We start from the raw sequence: 23,903 nt of genomic DNA on the forward strand, positions 1-23,903 counted from the left end.
CATATAGTATAAAAGTCTAAACGATTGAAGAGGTGTCGACATGCAGTTTGGCTTGCCATGGCCCGGAGCAGACGTTGCCCGCGAAGCCGAAGAAGCGGGGGTCTCCTACTTCTGCAGCGGTGAGTTCGTCGATCACGAGGCCTACTCGACACTGGCAGAGATGGTGGCGGGGACGCAGCGCGCGACCGTGGGGCCAGGCATTGCGTACGCCTTCGCGCGCACACCGTACGCGCACGCCGCAGCCATCCGTTCGATGTGGAAGATCGCACCCGGCCGGCTGTTCCTGGGCCTGGGCTCGGGCGCCTACACGATCAACCGGGACTGGTTCGGCGTCGAGGCAGATCGCCCGGTCGAGAGGATGAGCGATCTGATCGGCGCTGTCCGGGCCTGGTTGCACGCCGAGAACGGCGAGCCTGTCGTGTACGACGGTGAGTACTTCAAGATCAACGCCAAGGTCGGCGCGCCGGTGCTCGGCCGGATCGATGCCCCGGTGCTGCTGGCCGGATTCAACAAGCGCATGGCCGCGGCTTCCGCGCGGGTCGGCGACGGAGTCATCGGGCACGGCCTCTTCACCAGCAGCTGGTGGGACGAGATCGTCCGGCCGGCGATGGTGCGCGGCGCCAACCAGTCAGAGCGGGATGTGAAGGCGGTCGAGCACGGCTGGGTCATCACGGCCGTCAACGACGACGATCCGGAGCGCGCGGTCGAGGACGCCCGCCGCATGGTCGCGTTCTACCTGACGGTCAAGACCTACGATCCGTACGTCGAGCACCACGGCTGGCAGTCGCAGGTCGAGACGATCCGCAACGCCTTCGCATCGGGCGACACCGACGGCATGGCCCGAGCCGTGACCGATCAGATGCTCGGCGCGATCGCCGTGTGCGGCAGCACCGCAGACGCTCTGTCCACGCTCAAGAGTCGCGGCGACTCCTTGGCGGCGGACGTCGCCTACCTGGCTTCGCCATCCTTCCTCGTGGGCCACCGGCGCCGCGAGGCGTATGCCCGAGCAAGTCTGGGGCTCATCAAGACGATGTCAGAATCGACGAAGGGTTGACCATGAGTGTGCGTAGTCTCGACAAGGGTGAGCGCATCGCGTTCGTCATGCACGAATGCCAGAACGGGATGATCAACCCGGACATCGCCACGAATGCGCCGCTGGCCGCGCATGCGAAGAGCCGCGGTGTCGTGGACAACATCGCCGCGGTCGCCGCCGCCTGCCGTGAGCGGGGCATGCCGGTCTTCCACTCGACGATCGAGCCCCGTCCGGACTACGTGGGCACCGACGCCTCCTGCCTGTTGCTCGGGGGTCTGGTCAAGAAGGGTGGGATCGTGGCCGGCAAGCCGGCAACCGAGATTCATCCGGACCTGACGCCGCACGACAGCGACATCCGCATCCGGCGGGTACATGGACTGACGCCGTTCCATGGCACCGAGCTGGAGGCCTACCTGCGCCATCAGCGCATCGAGACCGTGATCCTCGCTGGAGTCTCGACCGACGTCGGCATCCCCGGTGCCAGCCTCGAGGCGATCAACCGCGGATTTCGCGTCGTCGTCCCCGAGGACTGCATCGCGGGCTCGTCGACGGAGTCGCACGACTGGCAGGTCCGGCACACGCTCCCGCTCCTGGCCACGGTCACCACGACGAGCGATGTGCTCGACGTGCTCGGCCGCGCTGCACAGCAGTCCTGACACCTGAGTCCTCGAGGAGAATGCATGAAGTTCACGGTTGAGTATCCCGTCAGTGCGCCCGGTTACGACCCCGCTCTCGTGGGCCCCGAGGGGATGACCGAGATCGCCCGCGCGGTCGAGGCCGGGGGCTACGACGCGATCGCCTTCACCGAGCACCCGGCACCGTCGAAGAAGTGGCTCGACGCCGGCGGACACGAGTCTCTCGATCTGTTCTCGTCGCTCTCGTTCTGCGCAGCCGTCACGCAGCGCATCCGGCTGATGACGTATCTCGTGGTCCTGCCGTATCACAATCCCTTCGTCGCGGCGAAGGCGTTCGCGACGCTGGACCGGCTCTCGGCTGGTCGGGCGTCGATCGTCGCGGGAGCCGGCTATCTCCGCTCGGAGTTCCTCGCGCTGAACGTCGACATGGACAACCGCAATGAGCTGTTCGACGAGTCGATCGAGGTCATGCGGGGGCTCTGGACCGAGGTGCCGTTCAGCCACAAGGGCAAGCACTTCGAGGGCAGGGGAGTCGCTTCGGTTCCCGGTCCGGTGCAGCCCGGTGGGCCACCCATCATGATCGGCGGCAACAGCGGACTGGCGCGTCGCAGAGCCGCGCGCAACCAGGGCTGGAGCCCCCTGATGGTCAGCGCCGAGATCGCCCGGACCAGCCGCACCCCGGCGCTCGCGACGATCGAGGCTCTCGCCGCGCGGATCGCCGAGGTGCGCGAGCTGGCCGTTGCCGAGCAGGGCGATGGCACGACGATCCAGATCCAGGTGCAGACGCCTGAGTGCAGGTACCTGAGGAGCCCCGGCAGCGTGGAGGAGCACCGAGACCACCTCGGCCGGCTCGCGGAGGCCGGTGTCGACTCGTTCGTCCTGCAGCCTCCTGGGGAGAGCGTCGCCCAGACGGTTGACGCCCTGCAGAGCTACGCGGAGACCTTCGGGCTGCTGTGAGATGACGCGCTTTGCAGGCCAGGTCGCCTTCATCACGGGCGGCGCGAGGGGATTCGGGCGGGCCTTCGCCGAGGCCCTGGGCCGCGAAGGTGCGGCGGTCGTCCTCGCCGACCTCGATGAGGCGGTCGCGCAGGAGACGGCCGCCGCGCTGCGGGCTGAGGGCATCGACGCCCGCGCGGTGAGGTGCGATGTGGCCGATGAGAGCCAGGTCGAGGCGGCGATCGCGACCACCGTGGCCGAGCACGGCGGCATCGACATCCTCATCAACAATGCGGGCCTGCACCTGACCAAGTACAACCAGCCGTTCTCGGTGCTGGACCGAGCCGATGTGCGCGCTCTGTTCGACGTCAACGTGATGGGCGTCGTCAACTGCACGGTCGCGGCCGCCGCGGCCATGAAGGAGCGCGGCGGCGGTCGCGTCGTCAACATCGCCTCCATGGCGAGCAACAGCTCGGCATCTCCCTACGGCGTCTCGAAACTGGCCGTGAGAGGCTTGACGATCGCGTTCGCCCACGAGCTTGCGGCCTCGGGCATCCGCTGCAATGCGATCTCGCCGGGGCTCATCCGCATCGCGAATGCGATCGCCGACCTGCCGCAGGAGCTCGTCGACTCGATCGTTCACGGCAAGCAGCTGATACCCCGCCTCGGTGAGATCGACGACATCGTCACGATGATGCTCTACCTGTGCTCGGACGACTCGAGCTTCATCACGGGCGAGACGTTCAGGGTGAGCGGCGGGATGCCCCTCTCGATCTGAACGCTTCATGCGCCTACCGCATCATCAGCAGGCCGCCGTCGACTGGGAAGACCTGCCCCGTCATGAATCGGGCACCGTCACCCGCGAGGAACTCGAGCACGGGCACGAGATCGGTCCCGGCGTCACCCAGCTTGCCGCCGAGCGGGACGGTTCTCGACATGGTCTGGTCGTGCTGGAGCAGCGCCTCGGGTGACATGGATGCGCGGGTCCGGTCGTACATCGGCGTCCAGATCGCTGGTGCGATCGCATTGACCGTGATGCCGAAGGGTGCCCACTCGACCGCGATCGAACGCATCCAGGCGAGGGAAGCTCCCTTGCTGGCCGCGTAAGCGGCCTTGAGTGGATATCCCTTGACCCCCGCGCCCGACGCGAAGTTGATGATCCTGCCACCGGAATCGCGGAGGTGAGCGAAGGCTGCCACGTTCGTCAGGAAGGTGCCGGTGGCATTGACCGCCATCACCTGGTTCCACAACGCCACATCGGTCTCCGCCGCGGGACTCGCGGGAGCGATACCGGCTGCGTGGATCAGCACGTCGAGTCCGCCGAGAAGCTCCACGGCCGCGGCGAAGGCCTCGTCGACGGACTCCTGGCTCGACACATCGCAGCGGACGAACGAGGCATCGGACTCGCGAGCCGTCAGCCTGCCGGACTCCTCATCGATGTCCAGGGAGACGACATCGGCACCGAGCGCCGGGAATGCGCGTGTCAGCGCAGCTCCCATGCCGCTGCCGCCGCCCGTGATGATGACCTTGCGGTCGGTGAGGGATCCGGTCACGTCAGTAGAGGCCGCCGTCGACGCGAATGAGCGAGTCGGTGGTGTAGCTGGACGCATCGCTCGCGAGATAGAGCGCTGTGGTGACGATCTCCTCGGGCCGGCCCGGGTGGCCGATCGCACTGCGCGTCGCCTGCCGCGACTCCTCGGTCCATGCCTTCGAGATATCGGTCAGGAACGGACCGGCCGAGATCGTGTTGACGCGCACCGTGGGCCCGTACTCACGGGCGAAGACCGACGTCAAGGCGTTGAGCCCGGCCTTGGCGCCCGAGTAGGGGCCAAATCTGGGTTGGGGCATGAATGCGCCGCTCGACGAGACGTTGATGATCGAGCCGCCCGCGCCTTCGGCCATCCGCCGGCCGATGACGGCGCCGAGACGGAACGGGCCCTTGAAGTTCACGCCGATGACCTTGTCGAAGAGCTCCTCGCTGGTCTCCTCCGACGACGGCGCGAGAGGCGACATGCCGGCATTGTTGACCAAGATGTCGATCGTGCCGAACTCCGCGTACGCGAGCTCGATGAGCGCGTCGATCTCGTCCCATCTGCCGACGTGGCAGCCCACCGGCAGGGCGCGCCGTCCCAGGGCCCGGACCTCGGTGGCCAGCTCTTCGCACGCCTCGACCTTGCGACTCGTGATCACGACGTCTGCGCCGGCCTTCGCGAAGGCGAGAACCATCTCTCGACCGAGTCCCCGGCTTCCGCCGGTGACCAGGGCGACCTTGCCTTCCAGTGAGAACAGATCGTTCACAGCGCGAACTCCTCGACCACGTCGGCGTACTTGGCCCGGACGGCTTCGAGCCTGGGTGGGATGTGCTCGGTCGGGAACAGCCCGGGAGCGGCGGTGTACCCCTTGAGCGTCTGCTTGCCGACCCCGTTCTTGTGCACCTCGGTCGGACCGTCCGCGAGGGCGAGCGACAGCCCGCCGGCCCACCAGTCGTAGAGCGGGAGCTCTGTCGTGGTGCCGAGCGAGCCGTGCACCTGGATCGCCCGCTGGATGATGTCGTGGTAGATCTTGGCCATCTGCACCTTGCACATCGCGATGTACTCACGTGCTGTGCCGTGCGGTTGGTTGTCGATGATCCACGCGGTCTTCAGCACCAGGAGCCGGAATTGCTCGAGCTCTATCCGCGAGTCGGCGATGTAGTGCAGGACCGCTTGCTTGTCGGCCAGGAGCTCACCCTGTGTGCGCCGGGAGAGTGCCCGCTCGCACATCATGTCGAGCGCCCGCTGGCACTTGCCGACCGTGCGCATCGCATGGTGCACCCGGCCGCCGCCCAAGCGGGCCTGCGCGACCGTGAACCCCTCGCCGACGCCGCCGAGCATGTGATCGGCCGGCACCCGCACCTGGTCGTAGTGGATGTATGCGTGCGTGCCCTCGTCCAGCTCGGGACGCTCCAGCATCGTGGCCACATTCCGCACGATCTTGAGCCCGGGGGTCTCCTTCGGCACGATGAACATCGACAGCCGCTGATGGGCCTTGGCCGTCGGATCGGTCACGGCCATGACGATGAGGAACTCGGCGTACCGGGCATTGGACGAGAACCACTTCTCGCCCTCGATGACCCACGAGTCACCGTCCTTGGTGGCGCGGCACGTGAACTCCTTGGGGTCGGAGCCCGCCTGCGGCTCAGTCATCGAGAAGCACGACACGATGTCGCCGTCGAGGAGGGGCTGGAGATAGCGGTCCTTCTGCTCCTGGGTGCCGAACATCGCGAGGATCTCGGCGTTCCCGGTGTCGGGTGCTGCGGTCCCGAAGACAGTGGGTGCCCAATAGGAGCGGCCCAGGATCTCGTTCATGAGACCGAGCTTGACCTGCCCGTAGCCCTGCCCGCCGAGCTCGGGGCCGAGGTGACAGGCCCACAGGCCCTCCTCCTGCACCCGCTCCTGCAGCGGCTTGAGGATCTTTCGTGCGGCCTGGTTGTCCACGTCGTACGGATCGCCCGCATGGCCGAACAAGAGATCGAGAGGTTCGCACTCCTCACGGACGAAGGTGGCCATCCAGTCGAGCTTCTCCTGGAAGTCCGCGTCGGTCGAGAAGTCCCACATAGCTATGTCTCCTGTGCTCGGGTCTGTCGTAGGGCCAGTCGCCGAACGGCATCGCCCGAGCAGAATAGCATTCTGCTACCTTCGGATCACGTTCTGGCGAGATAGTTTCTCAATCTGCCCCGATATCGAAGTGAGGCGCATCGTGCGTGTTGGTCATGTGAGCGACGAGCTGCTGCTGGACATCACGGCCCGGGCTGAGCGTGCTGTGGCGCAGTGGTCTGAAGGGAGCGCCGTCGAGAATCTGCGGCCCCTGACCGGCGGCGCGTCGAGCCTCACCTTCGTGCTCGATGTCGTGGGCGGAGTCGCCGACGGCGACGAGGTGGTCCTGAAGGTCGCGCCGCCAGGTCTGCCGCCGTTGCGCAACCGCGACGTCCTTCGTCAAGCGCGGTTGTTCCGCGCCCTCGAGGGTCAGGAGGGAGTGCTCGTCCCGAGGGCCCTGTTCGAGGACGCCGGAGATCCGCCTGAGATCCCACCCTTCTTCGCAATGAGCATGGTGCCCGGCGAGTGCGTCGAGCCGAACCTGGCCTCGGACGAGGCCCGGCCGAGCCCTGATGTGACCAAGGCCCGCTCATTCGATGCGATGGAGGTGCTGGCCGCACTGCATCGGGTGTCGCCCGCCGCGGTGGGCCTGGGCGACGAGCCCGTCGTCACGCTCGGCGACGAGATCGATCGCTGGACCCGCGCCTTCGAGACAGTCCCCACGGAGCTGAGCGGCAACTATGCGCGAGCCGCACGAGCCCTGCACGCCACGGTGCCGGAGGCGATGGCCCCGGTGGTCAATCACGGTGACTACCGGCTGGGCAACACGCTGTGCGAAGGCGGTCGGCTGACCGCGATCATCGACTGGGAGATCTGGTCACTCGGGGATCCGCGCATCGACATGACCTGGTTCACCTTCTTCACCGACGAGGCTCAGCACCCGGCCGTCGAGCCCGGTGTGGTGGCGGGAACACCGACTCGGCAGGAGCTGATCCGGGCCTACGAGACCGCGGCCGACGCCACCCTTGCGGACCTTCCGTGGTTTGACGCGCTCACCAAGTACAAGGAGGCTGCCGCGACAGCCTTGTTGATCAAGCGCGATCTGAAGAGCGGCGGGATGAGCATCTCGAACGGGCGAATGCTCCCGGCCCTCCCGCGTCTGGTGCAGGAGGCCCTCGACATCGTCGGCTGACGCGGCACGCTCGGGACCCTCATCGGCGCAGCTGACCGTCGTCGACCTTGATCACCGTGCCCGTGACGAATCCCGATGCCGGGGACACGAGGTACAGCAAGGTGCTCTCGAGCTGATCGGCGTCGCCGATCCTCTGGCGGGGGAAGGTGCCACGTGGGTCGGCGATGCGCTTCAGCATCCCGTCGGTCATCTCGGAGGCGAACACGCCCGGCGCGATCGCGTTGACGTTGATGTCGAACTTCGCCCATTCGACGGCGAGAGCCTCCGTCATCCGGTTCACGGCGGCCTTGGTGATCGAGTAGAGCGCCGCGCCGTCGCCGCCGTAGTCGAATGCCGCCATCGAGGAGATGTTGACGATCCGGCCGCCGCGCTTCTGGGCCATCAGGCGGCGCGCGAACTCACAGGCCATGATGTACGGCCCGCGCAGATTGGTGGCGATCACTTGATCGATCAGCTCGACGGGCATCTTGGTGGCGCGTTGCGCGTCTGGGATGCCGGCGTTGTTGACCAGGATCGTCGGATCGCCGACCAGATCTGCGATCGTGGAGAAGCCAGTCAGCATGGACTCGTGATCCGTCACGTCGATCGGCACGGCTGTGGCGGCGCCGCCCGCATCGACGATCTGTGCCACGACGTCAGCGAGTCGGTCACGCCGCCTGCCGGCCGCCACCACAGTGGCGCCGTGGGCCGCGAGGGTCAGGGCGAAATGTCGACCCAGGCCCGAGGATGCACCGGTGACGAGTGCCACCTCTCCGGTCAGGTCGATGATCGAAGGCGGTGCGGCGACGGTCATGCTTCGCTCCCTGGTTGGATCGCAATGCGGCAAAAGAGTCAACTCAACCAGTGTGGCACCGCAATCACCTCGTAGGGGCGACCGCCTTCTCGATGAAGGTCAGGACGTGCTCGAGATCGTCCTCCGAAGGCGGATGCTCATCCCACAGGAAGTTCTCCATCTGCGCCATGAGCATGGCCGCGACCGACCGGGCATCGCGGTCGGGGTCGGCTGAGCCGAGCTCGATCAGCGGATCGCGCAGGAGCCCGCTCATCGCGGCCTCGAGTCGGTTGCGTGCGCCTGTCGCACGCTGATTGCGGCCGATCGAGCTTGCCAGGATGTTGCGGGTCGCAGTGGCGATCTCGGCATCGCCGGCCTGGCTCATGATGGCGCTGACGGCTGCGCGCAGGCGGGCCCCCGCGCGGTCGTGCTCGGCCATCTTCCGCTCGACATAGGCCAAGAGCCGGTGGCCGCCGTCCTCGACGACCGCAGCCACGAAGTCCTCCTTGCTCTGGAAGTAGCGGTAGAACGCGTCGTTCGACAGGTCGGCCGCCCCGACGATGTCGGCCACACGCGGATTGCTTCCTTCGCTGAGAAGCTCGCGCCCCACCTCGATCATGCGGCGCACGTCGTTCTCCGCAGCGTCCTGCCGGCGGCTGAGGCTGCGCCGGATCGCCTCTTGAGCCAGCGAGCTCGGCAGGTCCTGGCGCGTCGGTTCGTTGACGTTCACCCGTCGCATCCTAACGGAACCGCATTCTTGACGGGACGACGAGCCGGGGGATATGCAAGAATACAATTCTATAACTCATTGACCGCGATGTGACGGAGTAGCGATGTCGGCCCACACAGACGTTTCAGCAGATCCAGTGCTTGTCGAGCGGCGCGGCCACACCGTCGTGGTCACGCTGAACCGACCGGAGGCGCGCAATGCCGTCAACATGGCACTCGCTGCCGCGGCAGGCGATGCCTTCGATGCAGCGGAGAACGACCCCGACGTGCGCGTCATCGTCATCACGGGATCGGGCACCGCGGCCTTCAGCGCGGGTGCCGACCTCAAGGCGATCGGCAGGGGAGAGCCGATCCTCCCGCCCGGCCGCGAGGCGTGGGGACTGGCCGGCTTCAGTCGCCGCGTGTTCTCCAAGCCCACGATCGCTGCGGTCAACGGCGTTGCGTTGGGCGGAGGAATGGAGATCGCGCTTGCAGCCGACTTCATCGTTGCGGCAGACACTGCGCGGTTCGGTCTCCCCGAGGTCAAGCGGGGACTGATTGCGGCGGCCGGCGGGGCGTTCCGCATCCTCGATCAGGTGCCCAGGAAGGTCGGGTTGGAGATGCTCCTGACGGGCGAGCCCATCGACGCCTCGAGGGCTCTCGAGCTGAATCTGGTCAACCGGGTCGTCCCCGGCGATCGATTGCTCGACGAAGCCCTCGCGCTGGCCGAGAAGGTCGCGGCCAACGCTCCGCTCGCGGTCCAGGCCAGCAAGCGCATCGCCTTGGGCATCCGAGACGGCGTGCCCGACGGCGATGAGAAGCGGTGGCAGCTGTCGGCCGAGGAGACGGCTCGCAACAGTGCGTCGGCAGATGCCAAGGAGGGCGTGCTGGCATTCGCCGAGAAGCGCCCGCCGGTCTGGCAGGGACGATGAGCGGGTCGATCTTCGAGCAGCAAGGCGGCCATGCGCGCGGCCAGGGTTGAGGCGTACGGCGGCCCTGACCGTGTCGTGATCCGGGAGATCCCCGATCCCGAGGCGCGCGCGGGGCAGCTCGTCGTGGACATCGAAGCGGCGGCGTTGAACTTTCCGGACGTGCTGACGATCGCCGACAAGTATCAGATCTCGACAGCCCTTCCGTTCACTCCCGGCAGTGAGTTCGCGGGTCGGGTCAGCGCGGTGGGCGAGAACGTCACTGCCTTCCGGGTGGGGGACCGGGTCATGGGTTCGACCGGTGCCGGTGCATTCGCCGAGAAGATATGCGTGCCCGAGGATGCCGTCTCGGCCATTCCCGACGGTCTGGACATGGTCCATGCCGCGGGCTTCCGGGTGACCTACCTGACGGCCTACCACTCTCTTGTCACCGTGGGTGATGTCGCGAGCGGCGACTGGGTCGTCGTCCTGGGTGCGGCCGGAGGAGTCGGCACGGCGACGGTCGACCTGGCCGCGCGCCTGGGTGCGCGGGTGATCGCGGCGGCGTCGACTGCAGAGCGCGTGCAGACCTGCCTCGATCTCGGTGCTCACGAGGGGATCGCGTACGACGAGGAGGACCTCAAGTCGCGGATCAAGGAGATCACCGGACGCGGAGCCGATCTGGTCGTCGACCCCGTCGGCGGCCGCTATGCCGAGCAGGCCCTGCGGGCGATCCGCTGGGGCGGGACGTTCGTGACTGTCGGCTTCGCTGCCGGGGAGATTCCCCGCATTCCGCTCAACCTGGTGCTGCTGAAGAACGTCCTCGTCCGTGGCGTCGAGCTGCGCACGATGGGCACGCATCGTCCCGACGCGACCCGGCAGGCCACCCGCGCGATGTCCGATCTCGTGGCACAAGGGATGGCGCCACTGGTCACTGACGTCTTCACGCTCGACGACGTGAGCAAGGCGCTGGGCCTCGTGGCCGAGCGGAAGGCGACCGGCAAGGTCGTGATCGAGATGAGGGCGACATGACGACTGGCAGGCAGCTCGAAGGCAGAAGGATCCTGGTGACCGGTGCGGCGACCGGCATCGGCGCGGCGGCCGTGCACGTGTTCGCGGCCGAGGGTGCGACCGTCACCGCGACGTACCGTCATTCAAGGCCGGGATCCGACGTCGAGGCACTGGCGAGATGGCTCCCGTGCGACTTCCGCGACGAGGAGGACGCCGAAGCCACGGTGGCCGAGGCCGCGCGCGGGATGGGCGGTCTGGACGTCCTCCTGCACGCCGCCGGCAGGTGGGCACCCGGGCTGGCCGGGGACGTCACTCGCGCGGAGCTCGACGACATGCTCGACACCAACGTCAAGGCCACGGTGTTCGCCAATCAGGCGGCGTTTCGGGCGATGAGCGGCGGTGGGGGACGCATCATCAATCTCGGCTCGGGCGAGGCGATCACGGGGGTGGCGCACGCAGCTGCGTACTCGCTGAGCAAAGGTGCTGTGCACAGCTGGACGCGAGCCGCCGCCCGGTCGTGGGGCTCGTCGGGAGTCACGGTCAACGCCTTGGTGCCAGCGGTCGAGACGCCTGGTGCAGAACGGCTTCGCGAGTACATGGGCCCCGCGGGGGCGGCGGCGTTGCATGCGTCGCTGGCGACGAGGATGGCTGTCAGCAGCTCATCCGGGGAAGGTCTCGGCGATCCCGTGCGCGATCTCGGGCCCATGATGGTCTTCCTGGCCGGTGAGGGTTCCCGTTTCGTGACGGGGCAGCTGCTGTCCGTGACCGGCGGCATGACGATGCTCGGCGCCTGACCGCCGTGCTCGCGTCAGGGGCGCGAGCAGAACTCGACGACAGCGGCCGAGAACGCGTCGTTGTCGTCGCCCGCCGCGGTGTGGGCGGCACCGTTCAGCGTGACGACCTCGAGGTGCGGCACGTGACCGCGGAACTCCTCGACGCCGTGATCGCTGATCACATCGGACAGCTTGCCCTGGAGGAGAAGCACCGGGACCGTGATCGTTCGCGCGGCGGCCTCGAGCTGGGCAGACCGTTCCCCCGGGGTGGTGGTCGGCGGCTTCTCCATCATCTGGGGATCCCAGTGCCAGTACCAACGGCCGTCGTCACGCAGCCGGAGATTGCGACGAAGGCCATCGGTCGATCGCGGCTTCTCCCGGTGCGGTAGATAGGCAGCGATCGCGTCGGCCGCTTCATCGAGACTTGCGAAGCCTCGGGGTGCTCCGCGCATGAAGTCGCGGATGCGGGCGCTCCCGGCGGCCTCGAAGCGCGGGACGACATCGACCATCGCGAGTCGCCTCACCCGGTCGGGCGCGGCCGCGGTCGCCAGAAGGCCGGTCAATCCGCCGAGGCTCGCGCCGATGATCGTGGTCGGGGTGTCGATCTGGTCGAGCACCTCGAGCACGTCCTCGCTGTTCTTCTCGAATCCATAGCTGCCGTCGGGCGACCAGTCGCTGTCGCCGTGCCCGCGCAGATCGAGCGCGACGACCCTGAGTCCGGCATCTGCCAGGACGCGACTGGTGGCCTTCCACGAGTGTCGAGTCTGTCCGCCGCCATGCAGCATCAGCACGCTGGGGCCGGTGTCGGGCCCCCAGATGTCGGCTGCGAGCTTGAGCCCGTCGGCGCCGGAGAGCGAGACAGTCCTGGGTGACCGGCCGTTCGAGGGGGCTTCGCCGACGGTCATGGGGAACTCCGCTCATCGAGACGATCCGTGCCTTGCTGCCTCATGACATTTATTATAACTTCGTTAACTATATTTGACGAGGCCAGGAGCTGCATGTGAACGTCACCGAGGCGATGGTCAGTCGTCGATCCGTCCGCGGTTTCCTCGACACGCCCCTCGACCGGGCGGTGATCGAAGAGGTGCTGGAGATCGCGTCGCGCGCGCCGTCGGGCGGCAATCTCCAGCCGTGGCGGATCGTTGCGCTGACCGGCGCGCCACTGCGGCATCTGACGAAGCGGATGTCTGAACGGCTCGAGACGGGCGGCGAGCCCGACGAGTCCTTGTTCCCGATCTACCCGGCGCAGGTCAGCTCGCCGTATCGCGACTATCGGTTCCGCAACGCCGAGCAGCTCTACGGCGCTGTGGGCATTCCGCGTCAGGACAAGGCGGCACGGCGCGCATGGTTCGCCCGCAACTACCAGTTCTTCGGGGCGCCCGTGGGACTGTTCTGCTACGTCGACCAGCAGATGGGTTCCGCGCAATGGTCGGATCTCGGCATGTACCTGCAGTCGGTCATGCTTCTGCTCCAGGAGCGTGGTCTTGGCAGCTGTGCCCAAGAGGCATGGTCGGCGTACCACCGGACCGTGGCCGAGATCGTCGATCCGCCGCCGGAGTGGATGCTGTTCTGTGGCCTGGCGGTCGGCTACGAGGACCGGGACGAGCCCGCGAACAACTACCGGACCGAACGCGCACCGCTCGGAGATTTCGCCTCGTTCCTCGGCTGGGACGAGAACTGATGGTCGTGCGGGAGACCGTGCGGGAGACAAGGACTTCGTGATGCAGCTGACCACGCTCGCGGCCGAGCACGGCGACAAGCCGGCGATCATCATGGGAGCGTCGGGGGAGACCCTGTCGTACCGGGAGCTCGAAGCGCGCTCGAACCAGATCGCGCACCTGTTCCGCGAACACGGACTCGGGGCGGGTGACCACATCGCGATCCTGCTGGAGAACAGGCTCGAGATCTTCCCGATCGTCTGGGCGGCGCAGCGCTCCGGCCTGCTCTACACGCCGGTCAACTGGCATCTTTCGCCGGCCGAAGCCGCCTACATCGTCGACAACTGCGAAGCGAAGCTGCTCATCTCGTCGTCATCGCTCGAGTCGATTGCCGCCCCCGCGGCGGCGTCCGCATCGCGGCTGACCTCTCGACTCGTGGTCGGTGAGCGGGTCGAGGGCGTCGAGCACCTGGACTCCGCCATCGCGGATCTGTCGCGCGAGCCGATCTCCGACGAGGCCGAGGGCTACTACATGTTCTATTCCTCGGGGACGACTGGACGGCCGAAGGGCATACTGCCGGAGCTGTCGGGCGAGTCATTCGGCACAGGACTCAGTATCGACCACACGATGCGCGCCGCGTTCTCGTTCAGCGCCGCGACCAGGTTCCTGAGCACCGGCCCGCTCTACCACGCAGCACCATTGGCGTGGTGCATCGGAGCCGTGCGCAACGGTGGCACGGCGGTCGTGATGGAGAAGTTCGACGCCGAGGCGGTGCTTCGCCTGATCGACCGGCACCGCATCACGCACGCCCAGTTCGTGCCGACGATGTTCGTCCGGATGCTCAAGCTGGCCGACGACGTCAGGGCCGCGTACGACGTGTCGAGCGTGCAGCTGGCGATCCATGCGGCAGCACCCTGCCCGATCGAGGTCAAGGAAAGGATGATCGAGTGGTTCGGGCCCACGCTGGTCGAGTTCTATGCCGGCAGTGAAGGCAACGGCTTCTTCATGATCGACTCGCCGACCTGGTTGACACACAAAGGCTCGGTGGGCACGGCGCTCACCGGGGTCGTCCACATCTGCGATGACGAGGGCCGCGAGCTGGGTCCGCATGAGATCGGCACGATCTGGCTCAGCGACAACAAGCGCTTCGAGTACCACGGGGACCCCGTGAAGACCGCGGCCGCGTACAACGACAAGGGGTGGAGCACGCTCGGCGATCTCGGTCATGTCGATCAGGAGGGCTTCTTGTACTTGTCGGACCGGCGAACCGATCTGATTCTCTCCGGTGGCGTCAACATCTATCCCCGCGAGATCGAGGATGCGCTGACGTTGCATCCGGCCGTCGGAGACGTCGCAGTCATCGGTCTGCCGGACGGTGAGATGGGCCAGCGGGTGCACGCCGTGATCGAGGTGGCTGAAGGATCGACACCGGGCCCCGAGCTGGCCGAGTCTCTCATCGGCTTCTGCCGCGACCGGCTCGCGCACTTCAAGGCGCCTCGTTCGGTCTCCTTCGAGCCGGTTCCCCGACTGCCCAGCGGCAAGATACTCAAGCGCGAGCTGATGCAGCGGTTCCAGGACGCGTCTACGCGCTGACGGGTGCGCCGATCCGGCTCTGCTCGAGGTACGCCCGGAACCAGTCGGGCAGCGGTGTGGCAGCGCCGTCGCCGTCGACGACGACTGCGGTCGTCTGGGCCAGCCCCACGCAGATGCCGCCCTGGAAGAGTGCTTGGGACGTCGTGAACGAGCTCCGGCCGACATGAGCTGCTCCCGTCCCGATCTGCACGGGTGCCGGGTAATGGACCTCGCCCAGGTAGTGAATCGCGATCTGCGCGACCACGACAGCGATCGGATCGTTCCCCGCACGTTCGCGGTGGAACCGAACGCGGCCCTCTTCGTAGAGCTGTGCAATGGCGACGTTGTTGACGTGCTTGGCCGGATCCATGTCGCCGAAACGGGTGCTGATCTCGTACCACCGGGGATACAGCGACCGGTCGGTCAGCTCTGGGCGGGGCCGGGCGGGCGGAGGGGTCTGGATCGGCGTCGACACGCGTCCAGGATATAGCCCCATCCGTGCCACGAAACGCACAAAAAGTGTAATCATCAACTCAATTGATGAAGGGGTCGGACGGGCCCGTCCCTGCTAGAGACATGGAGCACCCACATGCAGATGCGTCTACTCGGCAAGACCGGGATCCAGGTGTCGAACCTGTGCCTGGGGGCGATGTCCTTCGGGAGCATGGGCAATGCGGACCAGGATGACTGCCTCAGGATCATCGGACGCGCGCTCGATGCCGGCATCAACTTCATCGACACCGCCGATGTGTACTCGCGCGGAGAGTCCGAGCAGATCGTCGGCCGGGCCCTCAAGGGGCGACGAGACGACATCGTGCTCGCGACGAAGTTCTACAACCCCATGGGGCGGGTGCCGAATCAGCGTGGCGCATCCCGCCGGTGGATCATCAAGGCCTGCGAGGACAGCCTGCGGCGCCTCGACACCGACTACATCGATCTGTACCAGGTGCATCGTCTCGACGAGAACACCGATCTCGACGAGACGCTCGGCGCCTTGAGTGATCTCGTGCGACAGGGCAAGGTGCGCGCGATCGGCACCTCGACCTTTCCCGCTGAGGCGATCGTCGAGGCGCAGTGGACGTCAGAGCGCCGGGGGCACGTCAAGGTGCGGTGCGAGCAGCCGCCCTACTCGATCTTCGTCCGAGGTGCCGAACGCGACATCTTTCCTGCCTGCCTGCGTTACGGGATGGGTGCGATCGTCTGGAGCCCGCTCAACGGCGGGTGGCTCACCGGCAAGTACTCGGGGGGCGTACCCGCGGTCGAGGGCTCGCGCTTCGACCGACTGGACCGCGGCACGTGGCGACTGGACGCGCCCGGATCGGATCGGAAGGCGGATCTGGTGCCTCGACTGTCCGATCTGGCGGCGGGCGCCGGCCTCGACCTGATCGGCATGGCCCTCGCCTTCACGCTCGAGCACCCTGCTGTGACGTCGGCGATCATCGGGCCGCGCACGATGGAGCAGCTCGAGAGCCAGCTCCCCGCCGCCGACGTACGGCTCGATGCCGCAGTGCTCGACCGGATCGATGCGCTGGTACCTCCGGGAGACACGATCACTCGCGGGGATATTTCCTTTGAACCGCAGTCGCTTCGCCACATTCAGGCGCGGCGCCGCGGGTGATGGCCAGGAAGTGCGCCCAATCCGTGTACAGGAAGCCGGTTACCGACTACATTCAACTCATTCATCTACCTAGGTGACGTGCATCACGCGATGCGTCGATCACGCCATCCGGGCGCCCAGCAGGGACGGGCGCGTGCTCGAGATGACCGTCCAAGGCCGAAGGAAGTCAATGACAACACCACGAAGCATCACCCGGCGCTCGCGCGCAACGAAGGCGCTGAGGTTCGGTGCCGCCGTGTCAGCCCTCGCCCTCGTGGCCGCTGCCTGTGGCAGCAGCTCGGACGAGGGATCGGGGGGTGGCGGCGACAAGGACAGCAGCGCCGCCTTCCCCGCCGGGACGCAGGAAGGCGTCAAGGCGGAGGGCACCCCGGTCAAGATCGGTGTCGTCAACCCCGAGGGCGGCCCGGCCGTCTCCTACCCGCAGGCGCGGGAGTCGACGGCTGCGGCGGTCAAGTACGCGAACGACAACCTGGGCGGCATCGGTGGTCGTCCGATCGAGGCCGTCGTGTGCAACCACGACGAGGAGCCCGTGACCGCGCGCGCCTGCGCCAACAAGATGGTCGAGGAGAAGGTCGCCGCCGTCCTGTCCACCACCACCGGTAACGGCGACTCGATGGCGCCCATCATCACCAAGGCGAAGATCCCCTACGTCTCGGCGTCGGGCAGCGCTGCCTCGGAGCTGACCTCCGAAGGTGCGGCGATGTGGACCGGTGGCTTCCCGGGCACGCTGGTCTCGATGGCCAAGTACTCGGCCCAGAAGGGCTACAAGAGCGTCACGGCGTTCGTCATCAACGTTCCCTCGGCCGTCGGCGGAGCCAAGTCGTTCGCCACACCGGCCTTCAAGGCCGCCGGCATCGACATCAACATCGTCCCCGTGCCCCTGGGCCTGCCCGACGCCACCCCGCAGGTGAGCGCCGGTCTCAAGGGCAAGCCCGGCGGCTACATCGTCATCGGCGATGCCTCGATGTGCACGTCGGTGTTCAAGGCCGCGGCGACCCTGGGCACCGAGGTGCCGGCCATGACCATCCAGGCCTGCTTCGATCCCACGACCATCAAGGCCGTCGGCTCCGGCCTGGACGGCGCGGCGGTCTTCACCGCAGCAGATGTCTCGGGCGACAACGACGAGGCCAACCTGTACAAGGCCGTGATGGCCAAGTACTCGCCCAAGACCGAGATCGGTGGCTACGCCACGATCGGCTACGCCGGCATGCTCGGCCTGGTCCGCGCCACCGCCGATCTCGAGGGCGAGCCGACGAGCGAGTCGATCATGACCGCGATCAAGAGTGCCAAGGACGTCCCGCTGCCCTTGGTGCCGGGTGCCACGTTCACGTGTGACGGCACCGCGGTTCCGGGCCTGAACGCGGTCTGCAGCTCGGCGATCCTCGTGGGCACCGTGAAGGACGGCGAGCTGACGAAGACCGAGCTCGTCAAGTGATCGGACTCGACGTCTGATCGGCCCGGCGAGCGATTCCGCTCGCCGGGCATCCCCTTGCAACACCTGTCCCACCCCTTGAGAGAACGGCTGCACCGGTGAGTGAACATCTTGTCTTCTTGTTGCTTGGCCTCGGCAACGGTGCGGTCTACGCCGCCCTCGCCCTGGCCCTGGTGCTGACCTACCGAAGCTCGGGTGTGGTCAACTTCAGCACCGGTGCAGTCGCTCTCTACGTGGCGTACACCTACGCCTTCCTGCGCAATGGCGAGTTCCTGATCCCGATCCCCGGACTGCCGACCACGGTCTCGGTCGGCGACTCGATGGGACTCGTGCCGGCCATGGCGCTGTCGCTGCTGCTGGCGGCGATGCTGGGCGCGCTCCTCTACGTCCTGGTGTTCCGACCACTGCGCTCGGCGCCGCCGGTCGCCAAGGCAGTCGCCTCGGTGGGCGTCATGCTGGTGGTCCAGGCGCTGATGGCCATGCGGGTCGGCACGACGCCGGTCTCGGTCGAGCCGATCCTCCCCGACAACAGTGTCGAGGTGGGCGCCGTTCGCATCCCGATGGACCGGGTCTGGTTCGCGGTGATCATCGTGGCCCTGGCCATGGCGCTGACGCTCGCCTTCCGCATGACCAAGTTCGGCCTGGCGACCCGTGCCGCAGCGGAGTCCGAGAAGGGGGCACTGGTCACCGGCCTCTCGCCCGACCGCATCGCCTTCGGCAACTGGGCGCTCAGCATCGCCGTCGCAGGTCTCAGCGGCATCCTGATCGCGCCGATCGTCCCGCTCATCCCGGTGTCGTACACCTTGTTCATCGTCCCGGCCCTGGCTGCGGCCCTGGTCGGCAACTTCAACGCGATCGGCCCGGCGGTCTTCGCCGGCATCGGCATCGGCATGCTGCAGTCCGAGATGACGAACCTGCAGAGCTCGATCTCGTGGTTCCCGCAGGCCGGCCTGTCCGAGCTCATCCCGCTGGTCATGATCCTGGTCCTGCTCGTGGTCCGCGGTCGCCCGCTGCCGTCCCGGGGCGCCATCATCCAGCAGACTCTCGGCCGTGCTCCGCGGCCGAATCACCTGCTCGGCCCGACGCTGCTGGCCGTCGCCGCTGCCGTCCTGCTGCTGTTCCTCACCACCGGCAGCTACCGTGCCGCCTTCATCATCAGCCTGACGATGGCGATCATCGCCCTGTCCCAGGTCGTGGTGACCGGCTTCGCGGGCCAGATCTCGTTGGTGCAGCTCACGCTCGCGGGGGTCGCCGCCTTCTCGCTGAGCCGTCTGGGTGACCAGCTGGACATCCCGTTCCCGCTCGCCCCGCTGCTCGCCGCGCTGATCGCGATGGTCATCGGTGTCGTCCTCGGACTCCCGGCACTGCGCATCCGCGGCCTGCCCGTCGCGGTGGTCACGCTTGCCATCGCGGTCGCGCTCGAGGCGTTCTGGTTCAAGAACAACGACCTCAACGGCGGGCTCGATGGCGCGCCGATCGGCGATCCGACCCTGTTCGGCTGGGACTTCGGGATCGGCGCGGGCGAGAACTACCCGCGCATCCAGTTCGGCCTGATGTGCCTGGCCGTGCTCGTCGCGGTCGCGCTCGGCGTGGCCAAGCTCCGGACCAGCCGCCTGGGCGCCTCGATGCTCGCGGTGCGAGCCAATGAGCGCTCTGCCGCGGCGGCGGGCATCGACGTCTCGCGCACCAAGGTGCTGGCATTCGCCATCGGCGCCTTCATCGCGGGTCTGGGCGGCGCGCTGCTGGGCTACGCACAGTCGGTCGCCTCGGCGGAGTCCTACTCGGCCATCGCCGGCCTCGGTGTCTTCGCGATGGTCTACCTGGCCGGCATCACCTCGGTCTCGGGCGGCATCCTGGCCGGCATGCTCGCCGGCGGCGGCATCATCTTCATGGCTGCCGAGCGCTGGCTGCACGTGGGCGACTACTACACCGTGCTGAGCGGGGTGGCGCTGATCCTGACCGTCATCCTGTACCCGGAGGGTCTCATCGGCCACCTGCACGGTCACGCGGCCCGCGTCCGTCGGCTCGTCCGCCGGTTCCTGCCGGCGCGATCGGCCTCGGCGAACCCGGCGCCGCCGGTGGTCGAGCAGATCGCTGCACGGCCGGTCAGCGACGAGCGCCTGCTCAGTGTCGACGGCGTGGGGGTGAGGTACGGCGGCGTGGTCGCAGTGGACGATGTGTCCTTCGACGTGTTCGGCGGAGAGATCGTGGGTGTGATCGGCCCCAACGGCGCCGGCAAGACGACGCTCATCGACGCGATGAGTGGCTTCGCCGATGCCACCGGATCGGTGACCCTCGGCTCCACCAAGCTTGCAGGCGTCAAGCCGCATGCGCGCAGCCGGCTCGGCCTCGGCCGCACCTTCCAGGGCATCGAGCTGTACGACGACCTCACGGTCCGCGAGAACGTCGCCGTGGGATCGGTCGCGGCTCGCGGCTCCGCCGACGAGGCGGGCTCGGTCACCGACATCGATGTCCTGTTCCACCTGCTCGACCTCGACGACGACGCGAACCGCGCCGTGGGTGAGCTGTCCCAGGGGCAGCGTCAGCTGGTGTCGATCGCCCGGGCACTCGCGGGCGGCCCGCAGGTCGTGCTGCTCGACGAACCGGCCGCCGGCCTCGACAGCACCGAGAGCCGGTGGCTCGGTGAGCGGCTGCGCAGCGTCCGCGACGCCGGTGTCACTGTCGTGATGGTCGACCACGACATGGGCCTCGTGCTCGACGTGTGCGACCGCATCATCGTGCTGGATCTCGGTCGTGTCATCGCCGTGGGAACCCCCGCGGAGATCCAGTCCAATCCCGCAGTGGTCAAGGCCTACCTCGGCACCACTCATGCCCCCGTGGAGGTCATGTCATGAGCACGATCCTGGAGCTGAAGGACCTCGCAGCCGGATACTCCGGTGGACGCCCCGTCGTCCGCGACGTCAACCTGGCCGTCGAGCAGGGCGAGATCCTCGCGCTGCTTGGCCCCAACGGCGCAGGCAAGACGACCATGTTGCTCACCGCGTCCGGCCTCCTGCCGAGCCTGTCCGGCAGCATCGAGATCGACGGAACCCCGGTGAAGTCGGGCAACGCGCGGGCGGCTGTGCGCGCCGGTCTCGTGCTGGTGCCTGACGACCGTGCGCTGTTCACGACGCTGACGGTCGAGGAGAACCTGCGCCTGTCCCGACAGCGCAAGGGCACCACGGTCGACAAGGTCCTGTCGTACTTCCCGGCGCTCAAGGAGCGCTTCAAGGTCGGTGCAGGACAGCTGTCCGGCGGCGAGCAGCAGATGCTCGCGATCGGCCGGGCCCTCATGCAGGATCCCAAGGTGTTGCTGATCGACGAGTTGAGCATGGGTCTGGCACCCGTGATCGTCGAGGGGCTGCTGCCCGTGCTGCGCCGGGTCGCGGATGACACCGGTGCGGCGATCCTGCTGGTGGAGCAGCACGTCATGCTGGCACTCGACCTGGCCGACACCGCGGTCGTGGTGGCTCATGGCCAAGAAGTGCTGCGGGGGGCTGCGTCGGATCTGGCCCGGTCGCCGCAGCGGATCGAGCAGGCTTACCTGGGCAGCGCGCCGCCTGTCGCCGTCTCGTAACCGCGGGTCATGTCGTTTATTGAGTGAACTGTATGCGTGTATGCTGAGCGACAGTTCGATCGCGGGCGATGAGACTGAAGGGCGACCCACATGACCAGCAAGCAGGCGACAGTCGGTGCCGAGGACTTCGAGCTGATCAGGCAGCAGGTGCGTGCCTTCGTTCGCCACGACGTGGTGCCCAGGGAGGAGGAGATCGCCGACAGCGACGCGATCCCCGATGACATCCGGCGCAAAGCCGCCGACATGGGCCTGTTCGGCTATGCGATTCCCGCCGAGCACGGCGGCCTGGGTCTCGACATCACCCAGGACGTCCAGCTCGCGCTGGAGTTCGGCTACACGTCGCTGTCGTTCCGTTCGATGTTCGGCACCAACAACGGGATCGCGGGTCAGGTGCTGGTGGGATTCGGCACCGAGGAGCAGAAGTCGCGTTGGCTCGAGCCGATCGCGTCGGGCCAGGTGGTCGCCTCCTTCGCGCTGACCGAACCCGAGGCCGGATCCGACCCGTCAGGGCTGACGACCAAGGCCGAACGCGATGGAGACGACTGGGTCATCACAGGCAACAAGCGCTTCATCACGAATGCGCCGGAGGCTGATCTGTTCGTGGTCTTCGCCCGCACCCGTCCTGCCGACGAGAACGGCACGGGGATCGCGGTCTTCCTGGTCCCCGCCGACTCCGCCGGAGTGTCGGTCGGCCCCAGGGACAAGAAGATGGGACAGCAAGGCGCTTCGACCGCAGAGGTCGTCTTCGACGGCGTGCGTGTGGGTCACGATGCCGTCGTCAGCGGAGATGTCGACACGGGCTTTCGGGCGGCGATGAGCGTGCTCGCTCGTGGACGGGTGCACATCGCGGCCCTCGCGATCGGTCAGGCGGAACGCGCCCTCGAGGAGTCGGTCGCCTTTGCATCGACTAACCGTCAGGGCGGGCGCCCGATCGGTGAGAACCAGCTGGTGCAGGCGATGCTCGCCGAGCAGAAGACCCTCTGCATGGCCGGACGAGCGCTCGTCACCGAGGCGGCCGCCGCCTACCTGAGCGGTGCTGACCGCCGACTCGGACCGTCGGCGGCGAAGCTCTTCTGCACCGAGTCCGCCGGTCGGGTCGCCGATCTCGCGGTGCAGGTCCACGGCGGCTCGGGCTACATGCGAGGCGTGACGGTCGAGCGCATCTATCGGGACATCCGGCTGCTGCGGCTGTACGAAGGCACGAGCGAGATCCAGAAGCTCATCGTCGGCCGGCAGCTGCTGCGCGACGTCGGCAAGGGGTCGTGACCACCTCCGGCCCCACCCAGGGGGAGAGACCGCTCGAGGGCGTCACCGTCGTGAGCCTCGAACAGGCCGTCGCCGCGCCGCTCGCAACGCGTCACCTCGCGGACATGGGTGCGCGCATCATCAAGATCGAGCGCATCGACGGCGGCGACTTCGCCCGCGACTACGACGATGTGGTGGACGGGCTGGCCAGTCATTTCGTCTGGCTCAACCGCTCGAAGGAGTCGGTCGCCCTGGATCTCAAGAGCTCCGCCGGCGTCGAGGTGCTCGAACGGCTCGTCGCGGGTGCCGACGTCTTCTTGCAGAATCTGGCACCCGGTGCACTTGAGCGGATGGGCTTCGGCCTGGAGGATCTCGCGGCACGGTATCCGGGACTCGTGATCGCCAACATGTCCGGATACGGAACGTCCGGGCCATTCGGCGACCACCGCGCCTACGACATGCTCGTGCAGGCCGAGACAGGGCTCATCGCGGTCACTGGGACGCCCGAGGAGCCGGCCAAGACCGGCGTGCCCACGGCAGACCTCGCGGCGGGAATGTACACGCTGTCCGGCGTTCTCGGTGCGCTCTTCCGCAAGGCCCGGACCGGCAGGGGTGCCATCGTCGACGTCTCGATGTTCGACGCGACGATCGAGTGGATGAGCCACCCGATGTACATGTCGATGTACACGGGGCAGGAGATTCCCCGGATGGGAATCGGTCATCCCGCGATCGTGCCCTACGACGCCTATCCGACCAAGGACGGCCAGGTGCTCATCGGCGTCCAGAACAATCGGGGGTGGGTCAGGCTCGTGACCGAGGTCTTCGACCGACCCGAGTGGGCTGATCATCCCGACTACGAGACCAACGTCAAGCGCTGCCGTCATCGTGAGACCGTCGACGAGCTCGTGAGCGGTCAGACCATCCGGTTCACGAGTCGAGAGCTGCTCGACGCCTTGGTCGAGGCCGGGGTTCCAGCGGCGCGGCTCAACAGCGTGGCCGACATGGTCGGCCATCCGCAGCTCGCGGAGAGAGGTCGCTGGGCGGAGGTGGAGACGGAGAAGGGACCGATCCCGGCGCTGTTGCCACCCGTCACGTTCCGCGACGTGGCGGCCCGGATGGATCCCGTCCCGGGTCTCGGCGCCCATACGTCGTCGGTCCTCGCGGGAGTCGGCTACGCCGCCGCCGAGATCGACGATCTCAGGCGGCGAGCAGTCATCGCATGACCGAACTCCCTCGCACCTGCGACCCTGAAAGGACA

General features: G+C 67.4%; 23 protein-coding genes. 16 read left to right on the forward strand and 7 right to left on the reverse strand.

What is annotated here, in order from left to right; all coding sequences use genetic code 11:
- The first annotated feature begins 40 nt into the window (after window positions 1–40).
- From GEV27_RS09085 to GEV27_RS09100, 4 genes are read left to right on the forward strand one after another with little or no spacing between them, the layout of a single operon-like run.
- Complete coding sequence (locus GEV27_RS09085) at window positions 41–1,054, forward strand: LLM class flavin-dependent oxidoreductase (protein WP_153911206.1); 1,014 nt, start codon at window positions 41–43, stop codon at window positions 1,052–1,054.
- 2 nt (window positions 1,055–1,056) lie between these two features.
- Window positions 1,057–1,689, forward strand: coding sequence for a cysteine hydrolase (locus tag GEV27_RS09090; RefSeq protein ID WP_153911207.1), 633 nt, complete (start codon window positions 1,057–1,059; stop codon window positions 1,687–1,689).
- A 24-nt stretch (window positions 1,690–1,713) separates the two neighbouring features.
- Complete coding sequence (locus tag GEV27_RS09095; RefSeq protein WP_153911208.1) at window positions 1,714–2,625, forward strand: LLM class F420-dependent oxidoreductase; 912 nt, start codon at window positions 1,714–1,716, stop codon at window positions 2,623–2,625.
- 1 nt (window position 2,626) lies between these two features.
- On the forward strand, window positions 2,627–3,382 hold the full coding sequence (locus tag GEV27_RS09100; RefSeq protein WP_153934087.1) for an SDR family NAD(P)-dependent oxidoreductase: 756 nt from the start codon (window positions 2,627–2,629) through the stop codon (window positions 3,380–3,382).
- 13 nt (window positions 3,383–3,395) lie between these two features.
- Here the strand turns inward: GEV27_RS09100 and GEV27_RS09105 are convergent, their stop codons facing one another.
- The 3 genes from GEV27_RS09105 to GEV27_RS09115 are packed head-to-tail and all read right to left on the reverse strand — an operon-like array spanning window position 3,396 to window position 6,200.
- The gene (locus GEV27_RS09105; RefSeq protein WP_309222134.1) at window positions 3,396–4,157 is read right to left on the reverse strand and encodes an SDR family NAD(P)-dependent oxidoreductase; all 762 of its coding nucleotides are present in this window, start codon (window positions 4,155–4,157) and stop codon (window positions 3,396–3,398) included.
- Window position 4,158: 1 nt separating this feature from the next.
- A complete protein-coding gene (locus tag GEV27_RS09110) occupies window positions 4,159–4,902 on the reverse strand; it encodes an SDR family NAD(P)-dependent oxidoreductase (protein WP_309222135.1) in 744 nt (247 codons plus the stop codon).
- On the reverse strand, window positions 4,899–6,200 hold the full coding sequence (locus GEV27_RS09115) for an acyl-CoA dehydrogenase family protein (protein WP_153911210.1): 1,302 nt from the start codon (window positions 6,198–6,200) through the stop codon (window positions 4,899–4,901). Before GEV27_RS09115 ends, GEV27_RS09110 begins: the two co-directional genes overlap by 4 nt.
- 4 nt (window positions 6,201–6,204) lie before the next feature.
- Here GEV27_RS09115 and GEV27_RS09120 point away from each other — a divergent pair, with 4 nt between their 5' ends.
- Window positions 6,205–7,371, forward strand: a complete 1,167-nt coding sequence (locus GEV27_RS09120) for a phosphotransferase family protein (RefSeq protein WP_153911211.1) — start codon at window positions 6,205–6,207, stop codon at window positions 7,369–7,371.
- Between the two features lie 19 nt (window positions 7,372–7,390).
- On the opposite strand, the gene GEV27_RS09125 is transcribed toward GEV27_RS09120, so the two are convergent.
- Both GEV27_RS09125 and GEV27_RS09130 read right to left on the reverse strand, forming a co-directional pair.
- Window positions 7,391–8,164, reverse strand: a complete 774-nt coding sequence (locus GEV27_RS09125; protein ID WP_153934089.1) for an SDR family NAD(P)-dependent oxidoreductase — start codon at window positions 8,162–8,164, stop codon at window positions 7,391–7,393.
- A 64-nt stretch (window positions 8,165–8,228) separates the two neighbouring features.
- The gene (locus tag GEV27_RS09130) at window positions 8,229–8,873 is read right to left on the reverse strand and encodes a TetR/AcrR family transcriptional regulator (protein ID WP_194944174.1); all 645 of its coding nucleotides are present in this window, start codon (window positions 8,871–8,873) and stop codon (window positions 8,229–8,231) included.
- Between the two features lie 136 nt (window positions 8,874–9,009).
- On the opposite strand from GEV27_RS09130, the gene GEV27_RS09135 reads away from it, so the two are divergent.
- Genes GEV27_RS09135 through GEV27_RS09145 form a run of 3 tightly spaced genes read left to right on the forward strand, consistent with a single transcriptional unit; the run spans window position 9,010 to window position 11,564 of the window.
- Window positions 9,010–9,783, forward strand: a complete 774-nt coding sequence (locus tag GEV27_RS09135; protein WP_309222136.1) for an enoyl-CoA hydratase-related protein — start codon at window positions 9,010–9,012, stop codon at window positions 9,781–9,783.
- Window positions 9,784–9,813: 30 nt separating this feature from the next.
- Complete coding sequence (locus GEV27_RS09140; protein ID WP_153934092.1) at window positions 9,814–10,791, forward strand: NADPH:quinone oxidoreductase family protein; 978 nt, start codon at window positions 9,814–9,816, stop codon at window positions 10,789–10,791.
- Window positions 10,788–11,564 carry an SDR family NAD(P)-dependent oxidoreductase gene (locus tag GEV27_RS09145; RefSeq protein ID WP_153934093.1) on the forward strand — a complete coding sequence of 259 codons (777 nt, stop codon included), beginning with the start codon at window positions 10,788–10,790 and terminating at the stop codon, window positions 11,562–11,564. Before GEV27_RS09140 ends, GEV27_RS09145 begins: the two co-directional genes overlap by 4 nt.
- 14 nt (window positions 11,565–11,578) lie before the next feature.
- On the opposite strand, the gene GEV27_RS09150 is transcribed toward GEV27_RS09145, so the two are convergent.
- Window positions 11,579–12,448, reverse strand: a complete 870-nt coding sequence (locus GEV27_RS09150; protein WP_153934094.1) for an alpha/beta fold hydrolase — start codon at window positions 12,446–12,448, stop codon at window positions 11,579–11,581.
- Window positions 12,449–12,543: 95 nt separating this feature from the next.
- Here GEV27_RS09150 and GEV27_RS09155 point away from each other — a divergent pair, with 95 nt between their 5' ends.
- Together GEV27_RS09155 and GEV27_RS09160 are read left to right on the forward strand one after the other, a co-directional pair.
- The gene (locus GEV27_RS09155; RefSeq protein ID WP_309222137.1) at window positions 12,544–13,224 is read left to right on the forward strand and encodes a nitroreductase; all 681 of its coding nucleotides are present in this window, start codon (window positions 12,544–12,546) and stop codon (window positions 13,222–13,224) included.
- 40 nt (window positions 13,225–13,264) lie between these two features.
- Window positions 13,265–14,794 (forward strand): acyl-CoA synthetase, encoded by a 1,530-nt coding sequence (locus GEV27_RS09160; RefSeq protein ID WP_153934095.1) that lies wholly within the window; start codon window positions 13,265–13,267, stop codon window positions 14,792–14,794.
- On the opposite strand, the gene GEV27_RS09165 is transcribed toward GEV27_RS09160, so the two are convergent.
- A complete protein-coding gene (locus tag GEV27_RS09165) occupies window positions 14,784–15,248 on the reverse strand; it encodes a thioesterase family protein (RefSeq protein ID WP_194839804.1) in 465 nt (154 codons plus the stop codon). The two genes, GEV27_RS09160 and GEV27_RS09165, sit on opposite strands and share 11 nt — an antisense overlap.
- 114 nt (window positions 15,249–15,362) lie before the next feature.
- On the opposite strand from GEV27_RS09165, the gene GEV27_RS09170 reads away from it, so the two are divergent.
- From GEV27_RS09170 to GEV27_RS09195, 6 genes are all read left to right on the forward strand, one after another.
- On the forward strand, window positions 15,363–16,391 hold the full coding sequence (locus tag GEV27_RS09170; RefSeq protein WP_153652818.1) for an aldo/keto reductase: 1,029 nt from the start codon (window positions 15,363–15,365) through the stop codon (window positions 16,389–16,391).
- A gap of 169 nt (window positions 16,392–16,560) precedes the next feature.
- A complete protein-coding gene (locus GEV27_RS09175; RefSeq protein WP_153652817.1) occupies window positions 16,561–17,826 on the forward strand; it encodes an ABC transporter substrate-binding protein in 1,266 nt (421 codons plus the stop codon).
- Between the two features lie 95 nt (window positions 17,827–17,921).
- Window positions 17,922–20,678 (forward strand): ATP-binding cassette domain-containing protein, encoded by a 2,757-nt coding sequence (locus tag GEV27_RS09180; RefSeq protein WP_309222138.1) that lies wholly within the window; start codon window positions 17,922–17,924, stop codon window positions 20,676–20,678.
- Complete coding sequence (locus tag GEV27_RS09185) at window positions 20,675–21,400, forward strand: ABC transporter ATP-binding protein (protein WP_153911219.1); 726 nt, start codon at window positions 20,675–20,677, stop codon at window positions 21,398–21,400. Before GEV27_RS09180 ends, GEV27_RS09185 begins: the two co-directional genes overlap by 4 nt.
- Before the next feature lie 90 nt (window positions 21,401–21,490).
- Complete coding sequence (locus GEV27_RS09190; RefSeq protein ID WP_153652814.1) at window positions 21,491–22,666, forward strand: acyl-CoA dehydrogenase family protein; 1,176 nt, start codon at window positions 21,491–21,493, stop codon at window positions 22,664–22,666.
- The gene (locus GEV27_RS09195) at window positions 22,663–23,868 is read left to right on the forward strand and encodes a CaiB/BaiF CoA-transferase family protein (protein WP_309222139.1); all 1,206 of its coding nucleotides are present in this window, start codon (window positions 22,663–22,665) and stop codon (window positions 23,866–23,868) included. The genes GEV27_RS09190 and GEV27_RS09195 overlap by 4 nt, the downstream gene beginning before the upstream one ends.
- Window positions 23,869–23,903: the final 35 nt, after the last annotated feature.

This window comes from Aeromicrobium sp. S22 (assembly GCF_009661045.1).
Taxonomy (GTDB): Bacteria; Actinomycetota; Actinomycetes; order Propionibacteriales; family Nocardioidaceae; genus Aeromicrobium; species Aeromicrobium yanjiei.